We start from the raw sequence: 11,618 nt of genomic DNA, 5'->3' as shown, positions 1-11,618 counted from the left end.
GATGTTCATGGATCGGCTGTTCAACGAGACCCAGAGGCTTGCGGCGATCTTCAACGCGCTTGAAGCGCTGCGGCTTGCGGATGAGCACGGCACCCCGCGCGGCTGGGCTTCGCCCTTCGGCCTGCTGCAGATCATCCGCTGCTGCGCCCGGATTCTGGAACTTTCCTCGTGTGTTGCCAAAGCCGGCTACCGCGAGTGCGACCAAGAGACGCTGGAGGCGATCACCAGCGAAACGCGGCAGGTGCTCTATTCCGTACAGGCTCAGATCGCTGCCTGATCGCCCGATGCCGCCGCTTTCGCGCGCGGCAACACCTTTTCGCCAAAATTAAAGGTTCTGCAGTATGAAAGCCCGTGTCATCGGCGGGCAAAGAGGCTATAGCGCATGCAGACGAAACGAGAGGAGCAGCAGCACACGGCTGCGCCACGCGAACAGGAAGCCGCCCCGCGCATGGCGACGACGAACGACATCGATTTCTCCGATATCCTCGACACCGATCATCTCTCGAAGACGTGCGACGCGGTGGCCGAGTCCAACAAGACGCGGCCCGACGTCATGCGGTCCGATCTGCTGGCGATCCTCAAGAAGGCGAGCAGCGAAGGTAGACAGATAGCGCGCGAGTTGCTTTCTGCCGATGGCAGCGGCATCAATTGTGCCCGCCGTATTTCCTGGCTGCAGGACCAGATCGTCACGGTCCTCTACGAGTTCGTCTGCACCCACGTCTTTCCGAAGCAGAAGGACAAGTTCGCCGTCACCGCCGTTGGCGGCTATGGCCGCGACACGCTGGCGCCAGGCTCCGATATCGACCTTCTGTTCCTGTTCCAGCCGAAGCCGGCGGAGGAGACGCACAAAGCAGTCGAATTCATGCTCTACGTCCTCTGGGACATGGGCTTCAAGGTTGGCCATGCAACGCGCACCCTGGAAGAGTGCATTGCGCTGTCGAAGTCGGACATGACGATCCGCACGGCGATCCTCGAGATGCGCTACATCTGTGGCCTGCGATCGCTGGAAACGCAACTGGAGACGCGCTTCGACAAGGAAATCGTCACCGGCACCGGCCCCGAATTCATCGCCGCCAAGCTTGCCGAGCGTGACGAGCGCCACCGCAAGGCGGGCGACACGCGCTATCTCGTCGAGCCGAACGTCAAGGAAGGCAAGGGCGGCCTGCGCGACCTGCACACGCTCTTCTGGATTTCGAAATACTACTACCATGTTCGCGACACGGCGGAGCTGGTGCCACTCGGGGTTCTCTCCAAGCACGAGTATCGCGTTTTCGAGAAGGCCGACGACTTCCTCTGGGCGGTGCGCTGCCACATGCATTTCCTGACCGGAAAGGCCGAGGAACGGCTGTCCTTCGACATTCAACGCGAGATCGCCGAAGCGCTTGGATATCATTCGCGACCCGGCCTTTCGGCCGTCGAGCGCTTCATGAAGCACTACTTCCTCGTCGCCAAGGACGTCGGCGACCTGACGCGCATCCTCTGCGCGGCGCTCGAGGATCAGCAGGCGAAGTCGACGCCCGGCCTCACCGGTGTCATCAGCCGCTTTGCGCACCGCAGCCGCAAGATCGCCGGCAGCACGGAGTTCGTCGAGGACCGCGGTCGTATCGCGCTTGCAAGCCCGGATGTCTTCAAGCACGACCCGGTCAACATCATCCGCCTGTTCCATGTTGCCGACATCAACGGGCTGGAATTCCATCCCGATGCGCTGAAGCGGGTGACGCGCTCGCTCAACCTCATCGACAGCGATCTGCGCGAAAACGATGAGGCCAATCGCCTCTTCATGTCGATCCTGACTTCGAAGGGCGACCCCGCGCTCATTCTGCGGCGCATGAACGAGGCCGGTGTGCTCGGCCGCTTCATTCCCGAATTCGGCAAGATCGTCGCGATGATGCAGTTCAACATGTACCACCACTATACGGTGGACGAGCATCTGATCCGCACCGTCGACGTCCTGTCGGAAATCGACAAGGGCAAGGCCGACGACCTGCACCCGCTCGCAAATAAATTGATGCCCGGCATCGAGGACCGCGAGGCGCTCTACCTTGCCGTGCTGCTGCACGACGTTGCCAAGGGCCGCCAAGAAGACCATTCCATTGCCGGCGCCCGTGTCGCCCGCAAGCTGTGCGCCCGTTTCGGCCTGTCGCAGAAGCAGACAGAGTTGGTCGTCTGGCTGATCCAGGAGCATCTGGTCATGTCGATGGTCGCGCAGACGCGCGACCTTACGGACCGCAAGACGATCACCGACTTCGCCGATGTGGTGCAGTCGCTCGACCGGCTGAAGATGCTGCTGATCCTGACGATCTGCGACATCCGCGCCGTCGGTCCCGGTGTCTGGAACGGCTGGAAAGGCCAGTTGCTGCGCACGCTTTACTATGAAACGGAACTGCTGCTTGCCGGCGGCTTCTCGGAGGTTTCGCGCAAGGAGCGCGCCAATTTCGCAGCCGAAGCGCTCTACAACGCGCTCTCCGACTGGAGCCAGAAGGATCGCAAGATCTATAGCAAGCTGCACTACCAGCCCTATCTGCTCTCCGTTCCCCTGGAAGATCAGGTCCGGCACGCCGGCTTCATCCGGCAGGCGGACAAGGCCGGCCAAGCGCTGGCGACAATGGTGCGGACCGACAGTTTCCACGCGATCACCGAGATCACCGTATTGTCGCCTGACCATCCGCGCCTCCTGGCCGTCATCGCCGGTGCCTGTGCCGCTGCCGGTGCCAACATCGTCGACGCGCAAATCTTCACGACGTCGGATGGGCGCGCGCTGGACACGATCCATGTCAGCCGCGAGTTCAAGGACGATGCCGACGAGCTTCGCCGCGCCGGCACCATCGGGCGGATGATCGAGGACGTGCTTTCCGGCCGCAAGCGACTGCCCGAGGTCATCGCGACCCGCACCAAGAACCGCAAGAAGAGCAAGGCCTTCGTCATCCCGCCGTCGGTCAACATCTCCAACAGTCTGTCGAACAAGTTCACGGTCATCGAAGTCGAATGCCTTGACCGACCCGGCCTGCTGTCGGAAATCACAGCGGTTCTATCGGATCTCTCGCTCGACATTCAGTCGGCCCGCATCACCACCTTCGGCGAGAAGGTCATCGACACCTTCTACGTGACCGATCTCGTCGGCCAGAAAATCTCGGGCGACAGCAAGCGCTCGAATATCACCGCGCGCCTCAAGGCCGTGATGGCCGAGGAACAGGACGAGCTGCGCGAGCGCATGCCCTCCGGCATCATCGCGCCGCCTGCTACGGCCAGCGCCGCGATGCAAACAGAAAAGAAGGCGGATTCGCCCGCATGAGCCCAAACGCATGAGCCTCGTTAGAAAATTCGCCACCGTCGGCGGCGCCACGCTCGGCAGCCGCATCTTCGGCTTCGCCCGTGAAACGCTGATGGCGGCCGCACTCGGCACCGGTCCGATGGCCGACGTCTTTTATGCCGCCTTCCGTTTTCCGAACCTCTTCCGGCGGCTCTTTGCGGAAGGCGCTTTCAATGCCGCCTTCGTGCCGCTCTTTGCCAAGGAAATCGAGGCGAACGGCACCGATGGTGCCAAGCGCTTTTCTGAAGAAGTGTTCGGCGTGCTGTTTTCGGTGCTGCTGCTCATCACCATCGTGATGGAGCTCTCCATGCCCCTGCTCGTGCGCTTCGTCATCGCGCCGGGCTTTACCAACGATCCGGACAAGTTCGACATTACCGTGCGCATGGCGGCGGTCATGTTCCCCTACCTCATGTGCATGTCGCTGACGGCGATGATGAGCGGCATGCTGAATTCGCTCCATCATTTCTTCGCCGCCGCGATTGCGCCCGTTTTCCTCAACGTCGTGATGATCGGCGCGCTGTTCTACGCGCTCTATATCGACGCGGAGCCCCTGCAGACCGCGTGGTATCTCTCCTGGGGCGTGCTCGTCGCCGGTATCCTGCAGCTCGCCGTCGTCTACTTCGGCGTGCTCCACGCCGGCATGAGCATCGGGTTGCGTTTCCCGCGCTTCACGCCCAACGTCAAACGACTGCTGATCCTCGCGATCCCCGCGGCGGTGACTGGCGGCATTACCCAGATCAACCAGATGATCGGCCAGGCGATTGCGTCCTCGCGCGAAGGCGCCATTGCAGCCCTCCAGTATGCCGACCGTATCTATCAGCTGCCGCTCGGCGTCGTCGGCGTCGCCGTCGGCGTGGTGCTGCTGCCGGAACTCGCCCGCGCCCTGAAGGGCGGCAATCTGCGCGAGGCCGCAAACCTGCAGAACCGGTCGATGGAATTCGTACTGTTCCTGACCATCCCCGCTGCCTTCGCGCTCTGGATTCTCTCCGACGAAATCATCCGTGTGCTCTATGAGCGCGGTGCCTTCCATCAGGAAAACACCTCCATCGTCGGCTCCATCCTCGCCATCTACGGCATTGGCCTGCCGGCTTTCGTGCTGATCAAGGCGCTGCAGCCGGGATTCTACGCGCGCGAGGACACCAGGACGCCGATGCGCTTTTCCGCCATCGCCGTTGGCGTCAATTGCGCCACGGCGCTGACGCTCTTCCCGTTCCTCGGCGCTCCCGGCATTGCAGTCGCGGAAGCGACGGCAGGCTGGATAAGCACCGTACTGCTCTTCACCACCCTGCTGCGTCGTCGCCATCTCACCTGGGAATGGGCCTTGGCGCGGCGCACGGCGCTGCTCGTCGTGTCGGCGGCCGTCATGGGCGGCGTGATCATGTACCTGCAGCACCGCTGGGAGCCGTGGCTTGCCTCAAGCGCGCACCTGACGACGAAGGTCGGCACGCTCGGCCTTCTGATCGTGATCGCCATGGCTGTCTACTTCGCGACCGCATTCCTGATCGGCGGCGCAAATCTCGGCATGATCCGGCGCAATCTCAATCGCAAGCCGGCTGCAAAGGTAGACGGTTGAGCCTCAGCAATAGGTCCATCGTCGTTTGGCGCCTACGTCCACATGGACGATGCCGTTGCAGTAACGGCCGATCCCGCCGATTCCTGGTGCCGATTCAGCGATCGCAATGATGGTGCGCTCCGAAACGCCGGGGATCCGGATATCGGCGGCTGCGCAGTAGCGATGCTGGGAATGAGATCGACCGTGCGCCCGGAACCCCGAGGTTACCATTGGACGGCGACCGGTCTTGGCGGCGATATAAGCAAGAACGCCGCGTAGCCGCGGCGGGAAGCAGTTCGCCTGGACGCTGACGGTCTGCAGCGAGTAGGCAAGCGTTTCCTTATGCTTGAGCGGCGGTATTGCAACTCTTCTGACGTTCTGGGCGTCGGCACTGTCGAAACACGACAGACTGAACAGGCCGGCGAGTGCGATGGAAAATGCCGAATGCATGGTTCCCTCCCCTCGAAATGCGCCGGCATCGCCGGCGCAGTTTTTGGCGAATGGAACGCTCACCCCAAAAATGGCCTTTTTGTGAAATTCTTTACCTACCGTTACGGAACCGTAACACAATTTACGGCCAATTGATGAATTAGCTCTACCTCAGAGGTGGTATAAATTTCCAAGCTGCGTAAATTTTCTTGACATATTCACAGCAAGCAATTCATCGCCAATCTCCCGTTCATAGCGTTTCTCGTGCAAATACCACCTCCAATCCCCGCCGGGTGCAATGTGTGTCAAAACGCTTGCTAGACCTCACGGTCGCGAAGGCGCTCCCGTCGGCGCGAGGAGCATGATCCTTGACCGAGCCCCCGCAACCGGCAACAACACGACACGACAAATCGGAGCCTGCAATGTCCCAATCGCTCTTCCTCGTAACGCTCGTCGTCGACGACTACGATCGCGCCAAGGACTTCTACTGCGGCGCGCTCGGCTTCGATTGCCTCCAGGATGACGTCCAGCCGGATGGCAAGCGCTGGGTCGTCGTCAGACCGAAGGGCAGCGACGGCGCAGCCTTTCTGGTCGCGCAGGCGGCCAACGATCGGCAGATGGCGGCAATGGGCAACCAGACGGGCGGGCGTGTCGGCTTCTTTCTCAAGACCGACGATTTCGCAGGCGACCATGAGTCGATGCTGGCCAAGGGCGTGCAGTTTCTCGAGGCGCCGCGGCACGAAAGCTACGGGACCGTCGCCGTGTTTGCGGATCCTTACGGCAACACCTTCGATCTGATCGAACACGCCGCAGGCTGAACCCCTTGATTGCGGGAGCGCGCGCGTGCATAAGCGCGCCCGTTAGCAACATGGGTTACAGACCCTGGGGCCCTCCACCAGCCTAATCGAGGACATAATGAACGAATTCAGGAAAGTCGTTTTTTCCGGCGTCCAACCGACCGGCAATCTCCATCTCGGCAACTATCTCGGCGCGATCCGCAAGTTCGTGGCACTGCAGGAAGGCAACGACTGCATCTACTGTGTCGTGGATATGCACGCGCTGACGGCGCAGCTCGTCCATGAGGATATGCCGAACCAGATCCGCTCGATCGCCGCCGCCTTCATCGCCTCTGGCATCGATCCGGAAAAGCACATTGTCTTCAACCAGTCGGCCGTGCCGCAGCATGCAGAACTCGCATGGATCTTCAATTGCGTAGCGCGCATCGGTTGGATGAACCGCATGACGCAGTTCAAGGACAAGGCCGGCAAGGACCGCGAGCAGGCCTCGCTCGGTCTCTACGCCTATCCGAGCCTGATGGCTGCCGACATCCTCGTCTATCGCGGGACGCATGTCCCCGTCGGCGACGACCAGAAGCAGCACCTTGAACTCGCCCGCGACATCGCCATGAAGTTCAACCTCGACTACGCGGAGCATATCCGCAAGACGGACTATGGCATCGACATCACCGTCGGCAACGAGCCGGTGCATGCCTATTTCCCGATGGTCGAGCCGCTGATCGATGGCCCGGCGCCGCGTGTCATGTCGCTTCGCGACGGTACCAAGAAGATGTCGAAGTCGGATCCATCAGATCTTTCGCGCATCAACCTGATGGACGACGAGGAGGCGATCTCGAAGAAGATCCGCAAGGCCAAGACCGATCCTGACGGCTTGCCCAGTGAAGTCGACGGTCTCAAGGGTCGCCCGGAAGCGGACAACCTTGTCGGCATCTACGCGGCGCTCGCTGACAGGTCGAAAGCTGACGTGCTTGCCGAATTCGGCGGGCAGCAGTTCTCGGTCTTCAAGCCGGCGCTCGTCGATCTCGCCGTCAATGTGCTCTCGCCGATCACCGCCGAGATGCGCCGCCTGATGTCGGACACCAGTCACATCGACGCGACCCTGCGCAACGGCAGTGAACGGGCTCGGGCCCGCGCCGAGGTGACGATGAAGCAAGTGCGCGACATCGTCGGCTTCTTGTACTGAGATAGGCCTCAAGAGCTTGCCCGGGGCGACCTTTGCCGCCCCGGGCTTGTCGAAGCCAGACCTGCGGCGTAGTCTGTTGAAACGACCGTCAGGAGGCTTCGATGCGAGATCGCAACCTCATCCAGATCGGCACGATGGAGATCCGGTTTCTGATCGACGAGGATCAGAGTGCCGGCGGTCTCGTGATGTTCGAATTCACGGTCCCGCCCCAGGCACGCGTCCCCGCCCCCCATTACCACCGGGACGTCGACGAAGTGATCTACGGATTGTCCGGCACGATGTCGACGACGCTGGACGGGCGCAAACACGAGATCGCAGCAGGGGAAACCCTGTTCATTCCGCGCGGTTACGTCCACACCCACGAGAACCTGCATGGCGAAACCGCCAAGGCGTTGATCACCATGACGCCCGGCCTGATCGGCAGGCGCTATTTCGAGGAGATGGCGTCGGCCATCAATGTTCAGGGCAAGCCTGACATCGAACATGTGAAGGCGATCATGCGTCTCTACGGACTGGTTCCGGCCTGACTACACAGCACGCAGGCGATCCTTCGAGGGCGACCAAACGAGGGCTTGCAAATCTTCAGGTTCAGGTGTCAGAGTCCGCCCCATGGTATCAAAACGACTCTCCCGGCTCGAAGGTCATCGCCGCAAATTCATGGCTGTCATTGACGATACGCCCGAATGCTCCCGCGCCGTCCACTACGCCGGTCGGCGCGCCAAGAACTCGAATGGCGGCCTTGTGCTGATGTACGTGATTCCGGAGGGCGACTTCCAGCAGTGGCTGGGTGTGGAGGAAATCATGCGCGCCGAGGCGCGCGAGGAAGCGGAAGCAGTAGTCGCCAAGGCGGCGCATGTGGTTCGCGAAACGATCGGCATCGACCCTGAGATCGTCATCCGCGAGGGAAGCGCCACGGAACAGATCAACGCCGTCATCGAAGAAGACCGTGATATCGCCATCCTGGTGCTGGCCGCAAGCTCGGCAAAGGAGGGACCGGGGCCGCTGGTGTCGTCGATCGCCGGGCGTGGCGCGACATTTCCGATCCCCGTCACTGTCCTGCCGGATACATTGACCGACGAGGAGCTGGATGCCCTCGCATAAAGCCATTTCTTGAGTGCCAGTCTCTTGAATAGAGTTGCCAATCGGCTTATTTTCTTTTTTGAAGAATTCTAAAGACGGCCTGGGCCACTGCCCGCCGCACGGAGAGCGACATGTTTATTCAGACCGAAGCCACACCGAATCCCGCCACGCAGAAGTTCCTGCCGGGTCGGGTCGTGATGGAAAACGGCACGGCCGAGTTTCGGAGCGCCGACGAGGCCCAGGCATCGCCGCTCGCGGCTCGTCTGTTCGAAATCCCGGGCGTGACCGGCGTCTACTTCGGTTATGACTTCATCTCCGTCTCCAAGGACAATGCCGAGTGGCAGCACCTGAAGCCGGCGATCCTTGGCTCGATTATGGAACACTTCATGTCGGGCAAGCCTGTCATGGGCGATGCATCGATTCTTTCCGAAGATCTCGATGCCGGCGGCGAATTCTTCGACGAAGCCGACGAGTCGATCGTGCTGACGATCAAGGAGCTGCTGGACACACGCGTGCGGCCGGCCGTTGCACAGGATGGTGGCGACATCACCTTCCGCGGCTTCAAGGACGGCAAGGTTTATCTCAACATGAAGGGCTCTTGCTCCGGCTGCCCGTCCTCGACGGCGACGCTGAAGCATGGCGTGCAGAACCTGCTTCGCCATTTCGTTCCGGAAGTCGAGGAAGTCGTCGCCGCCTGACGGCGACGCCCCTGTTCCGGCATTCGTCCTGGCGCAGCAATTGCAAGCGCGGCAGGGTGATTGTATGGACGCTGAGGAACGCTTTATTCGGAAATTGATGCCATGATCATACTGGCGCTCGACACCGCAGGTGTGGATTGCGCTGCCGCTCTCTATGACAGCGGCAGGAATACGATGCTGGGGGAGGCATCGGACATGATCGGCAAGGGGCATGCTGAGCATCTGATGGGGATCGTCGACCGCGCGATGGATAAGGCGGGCCTGGCGCTTTCGGCCGTCGATCGTATTGCCGTCACCATCGGTCCTGGCTCCTTCACGGGCATTCGCGTCGGTGTCGCCGCTGCCCGCGGCTTTGCGCTGTCGCTCGGCGTTCCGGCCGTCGGCATCACCACGCTTGCGGTGATGGCTGAAGCGCAGCGGCAAAAGACGCCCGGGCGCCCGGTGCTGACAGCCATGGATGCCAAGCGAAACGAGATCTACCTGCAGGCCTTCAATGCCGATGGCGAACCGCTCGACGAAGCGCGCGCCGTGACTGTCGAGGAAGCGCAGACGGTTGCTGCGGCATTCGATGGCGAAATAACCGGTTCGGCCACGCCCCTCCTGAAGCCGGACGCTATCGGCGACCATGCCAACCATTTCCCGATTTCTTTGGTGGCGCGCCTCGGTGCCGACGCCGATCCGTCTGCTGGAAAGCCTAAACCTCTTTATCTGCGCGGACCCGATGCCAAGCCGCAGGCCGGATTCGCAATTGCGCGAGTATGACGATGTTGGAATCCTATTTGACCTTGAAGCCGGAATTTGAAATCGTCGCGATGGATGCCGATGATTGCCGCGCGGTCGCCGCGCTGCACGGCGAGCGTTTCGCCCGCCCGTGGGGCGATGGCGAATTCTACAGCCTGCTCAGCCAGGATACCGTCTTCGGCTTCGTGGCCCGCCAAACCAATGCATTCCTCAAGAAGCCGTTGCCGGGCTTCGTGCTGGCGCGCCAAGTCGCCGGCGAAGCGGAAATCCTGACGATCGCCGTGCAGACAAAGGTCGCGCGCGCCGGCCTCGGCTGGCGGTTGATGCAGGCTGCCATGCGCGAAGCGAAACTGCGCGGTGGCGAGAGCATCTTTCTCGAGGTCGACGACGGCAATGCGGCCGCACTCGGGCTCTACGGCAAGCTCGGCTTCGAGAAGGTCGGCGAACGCCGGGGATACTACAAGGATGCCAAGGGCGCGGTTTCCACAGCGCTTGTCATGAAGCGCGTTCTTCGCTAGTTCCGTTGCTTGAACGTTGACTATCGGAAGGCAGCCCATGACTGACGTCGCCAAGACCCTCGAGGAGCTTTGCGCTGAACGCGGCATGCGCATGACCGAGCAGCGCCGTGTAATCGCACGCATACTCGAAGAATCCGCCGACCACCCCGACGTGGAAGAACTCTATCGCCGCTCGGTGAAGGTCGATGCGAAGATTTCGATCTCGACAGTCTACCGCACCGTGAAGCTGTTCGAAGACGCCGGCATTATCGAGCGTCATGACTTCCGAGACGGCCGCTCGCGCTATGAGACGGTGCCGGAAGAGCATCACGACCATCTCATCGACCTCAAGTCGGGTGTCGTGATCGAGTTTCACTCGCCCGAGATCGAGGCATTGCAGGAGCGCATCGCCCGCGAGCACGGCTTCAAGCTGGTCGACCACCGGCTGGAACTTTACGGCATCCCGCTCAAGCCGGACGAGCGCTGAGACATGATCGCAGCCATGGAGTCTTCGTCTTGATCGCCTGGCTGCGCGTCGCCTTTGCGGGTATCGTCATTTTCGTCGCCAGTCTCCTGCTCATGCCCTGGCAGCTTTTGGCGCTCCGCTTCGACTGGAAGCTGCGGCGCTGGCTGCCCCGCGTCTGGCATCGCATCGTCTGTTTCTGTCTCGGCATCCGGATTCGCGTCCATGGGAAGATGGAAACGCACAGGCCGTTGATGCTGTGCGCCAATCATTCCTCGTGGATGGACATCATGGTGCTCTCCGCGGTTGCCGACGTTGCGTTCATCGCCAAGATCGAGGTGCGCGACTGGCCGATTTTCGGCACGCTGGCGAAGCTGCAGAAGAGCGTCTTCGTCGTGCGCGAGGAAAAGCGCAAGACCGGTCATCAGGCGAACGAGATAGCGACCCGAATGGCGGATGGCGAGATCGTCGTCCTGTTTCCGGAGGGCACGACGTCGGATGGAAACCGGCTTCTGGAGGTCAAATCGTCGCTGTTTGGCGCCGCCGCCATGGCGGTTCCCGCTTCGCCGACCGGAGCAGTCGTCGTCCAACCGGTCGCGGTGGCCTATACCGGCGTCCACGGTCTGCCGATGGGGCGCTATCATCGCCCGCTTGCCTCGTGGCCGGGCGATGTGGAGATGTTCCCGCATCTGAAAGACATGCTGCGATGCGGCGCCTTTGAGGTGGAAGTCTGTTTCGGCGAAGCCGTCGAATATCGTGCGAACAGCAACCGCAAGGAAGTCAGCACGACCATCGCTCGTCGCATCCGCACGATGCTTGGCGCAGCATTGCGCGGTCGCAAAGCGGCCTGAGGCAAGATTTCCTTTTC

13 protein-coding genes are annotated in these 11,618 nt (G+C 61.5%); 12 read left to right on the top strand and 1 reads right to left on the bottom strand.

Annotated features, from left to right (window positions below; genetic code table 11):
• Position 1 precedes the first annotated feature (1 nt).
• From AC1DPR_RS04875 to murJ, 3 genes are all read left to right on the top strand, one after another.
• Positions 2-277, top strand: a complete 276-nt coding sequence (locus AC1DPR_RS04875) for a hypothetical protein (protein WP_113470564.1) — start codon at positions 2-4, stop codon at positions 275-277.
• Positions 278-382: 105 nt separating this feature from the next.
• Entirely contained in the window at positions 383-3,292 is a 2,910-nt protein-coding gene (locus AC1DPR_RS04870; protein WP_169679233.1) for a [protein-PII] uridylyltransferase, read from the top strand.
• Between the two features lie 10 nt (positions 3,293-3,302).
• Positions 3,303-4,883 (top strand): murein biosynthesis integral membrane protein MurJ, encoded by a 1,581-nt coding sequence (gene murJ, locus AC1DPR_RS04865; RefSeq protein WP_169679236.1) that lies wholly within the window; start codon positions 3,303-3,305, stop codon positions 4,881-4,883.
• Between the two features lie 3 nt (positions 4,884-4,886).
• Here the strand turns inward: murJ and AC1DPR_RS04860 are convergent, their stop codons facing one another.
• Positions 4,887-5,312 (bottom strand): YcbK family protein, encoded by a 426-nt coding sequence (locus AC1DPR_RS04860; RefSeq protein WP_018855102.1) that lies wholly within the window; start codon positions 5,310-5,312, stop codon positions 4,887-4,889.
• 401 nt (positions 5,313-5,713) lie between these two features.
• Here AC1DPR_RS04860 and AC1DPR_RS04855 point away from each other — a divergent pair, with 401 nt between their 5' ends.
• The 9 genes from AC1DPR_RS04855 to olsA all read left to right on the top strand — a co-directional run bounded on the left by AC1DPR_RS04855 (position 5,714) and on the right by olsA (position 11,601).
• Positions 5,714-6,109, top strand: a complete 396-nt coding sequence (locus tag AC1DPR_RS04855; protein ID WP_192240317.1) for a VOC family protein — start codon at positions 5,714-5,716, stop codon at positions 6,107-6,109.
• A gap of 97 nt (positions 6,110-6,206) precedes the next feature.
• The gene (gene trpS, locus AC1DPR_RS04850; RefSeq protein WP_018855104.1) at positions 6,207-7,271 is read left to right on the top strand and encodes a tryptophan--tRNA ligase; all 1,065 of its coding nucleotides are present in this window, start codon (positions 6,207-6,209) and stop codon (positions 7,269-7,271) included.
• A 101-nt stretch (positions 7,272-7,372) separates the two neighbouring features.
• Positions 7,373-7,798 carry a cupin domain-containing protein gene (locus tag AC1DPR_RS04845; protein WP_018855105.1) on the top strand — a complete coding sequence of 142 codons (426 nt, stop codon included), beginning with the start codon at positions 7,373-7,375 and terminating at the stop codon, positions 7,796-7,798.
• Positions 7,799-7,880: 82 nt separating this feature from the next.
• Positions 7,881-8,372: a universal stress protein gene (locus tag AC1DPR_RS04840; RefSeq protein WP_007789346.1), complete on the top strand. Its 492-nt coding sequence runs from the start codon at positions 7,881-7,883 to the stop codon at positions 8,370-8,372.
• A 110-nt stretch (positions 8,373-8,482) separates the two neighbouring features.
• Positions 8,483-9,049: a NifU family protein gene (locus tag AC1DPR_RS04835; RefSeq protein ID WP_018855107.1), complete on the top strand. Its 567-nt coding sequence runs from the start codon at positions 8,483-8,485 to the stop codon at positions 9,047-9,049.
• A 102-nt stretch (positions 9,050-9,151) separates the two neighbouring features.
• Complete coding sequence (gene tsaB / locus AC1DPR_RS04830) at positions 9,152-9,811, top strand: tRNA (adenosine(37)-N6)-threonylcarbamoyltransferase complex dimerization subunit type 1 TsaB (protein WP_477815812.1); 660 nt, start codon at positions 9,152-9,154, stop codon at positions 9,809-9,811.
• Positions 9,808-10,308, top strand: coding sequence for a GNAT family N-acetyltransferase (locus AC1DPR_RS04825; RefSeq protein ID WP_018855109.1), 501 nt, complete (start codon positions 9,808-9,810; stop codon positions 10,306-10,308). Before tsaB ends, AC1DPR_RS04825 begins: the two co-directional genes overlap by 4 nt.
• Positions 10,309-10,345: 37 nt before the next feature.
• Positions 10,346-10,774 (top strand): Fur family transcriptional regulator, encoded by a 429-nt coding sequence (locus tag AC1DPR_RS04820; RefSeq protein ID WP_007789354.1) that lies wholly within the window; start codon positions 10,346-10,348, stop codon positions 10,772-10,774.
• A 29-nt stretch (positions 10,775-10,803) separates the two neighbouring features.
• On the top strand, positions 10,804-11,601 hold the full coding sequence (gene olsA / locus AC1DPR_RS04815) for a lyso-ornithine lipid O-acyltransferase (RefSeq protein WP_025658710.1): 798 nt from the start codon (positions 10,804-10,806) through the stop codon (positions 11,599-11,601).
• The last annotated feature ends 17 nt before the right edge of the window (positions 11,602-11,618 follow it).

It is taken from the genome of Rhizobium sp. 01T417 (assembly GCF_056398905.1).
Note: the sequence above shows the minus strand (reverse complement) of the source record. Positions and strands in the feature narration are given on the sequence as shown.

Coding starts and splice junctions, on each gene's coding strand:
- AC1DPR_RS04875 (WP_113470564.1), top strand. CDS start 2: ATGTTCATGGATCGGCTGTTCAACGAGACCCAGAGGCTTGCGGCGATC.
- AC1DPR_RS04870 (WP_169679233.1), top strand. CDS start 383: ATGCAGACGAAACGAGAGGAGCAGCAGCACACGGCTGCGCCACGCGAA.
- murJ (WP_169679236.1), top strand. CDS start 3,303: ATGAGCCTCGTTAGAAAATTCGCCACCGTCGGCGGCGCCACGCTCGGC.
- AC1DPR_RS04860 (WP_018855102.1), bottom strand. CDS start 5,312: ATGCATTCGGCATTTTCCATCGCACTCGCCGGCCTGTTCAGTCTGTCG.
- AC1DPR_RS04855 (WP_192240317.1), top strand. CDS start 5,714: ATGTCCCAATCGCTCTTCCTCGTAACGCTCGTCGTCGACGACTACGAT.
- trpS (WP_018855104.1), top strand. CDS start 6,207: ATGAACGAATTCAGGAAAGTCGTTTTTTCCGGCGTCCAACCGACCGGC.
- AC1DPR_RS04845 (WP_018855105.1), top strand. CDS start 7,373: ATGCGAGATCGCAACCTCATCCAGATCGGCACGATGGAGATCCGGTTT.
- AC1DPR_RS04840 (WP_007789346.1), top strand. CDS start 7,881: ATGGTATCAAAACGACTCTCCCGGCTCGAAGGTCATCGCCGCAAATTC.
- AC1DPR_RS04835 (WP_018855107.1), top strand. CDS start 8,483: ATGTTTATTCAGACCGAAGCCACACCGAATCCCGCCACGCAGAAGTTC.
- tsaB (WP_477815812.1), top strand. CDS start 9,152: ATGATCATACTGGCGCTCGACACCGCAGGTGTGGATTGCGCTGCCGCT.
- AC1DPR_RS04825 (WP_018855109.1), top strand. CDS start 9,808: ATGACGATGTTGGAATCCTATTTGACCTTGAAGCCGGAATTTGAAATC.
- AC1DPR_RS04820 (WP_007789354.1), top strand. CDS start 10,346: ATGACTGACGTCGCCAAGACCCTCGAGGAGCTTTGCGCTGAACGCGGC.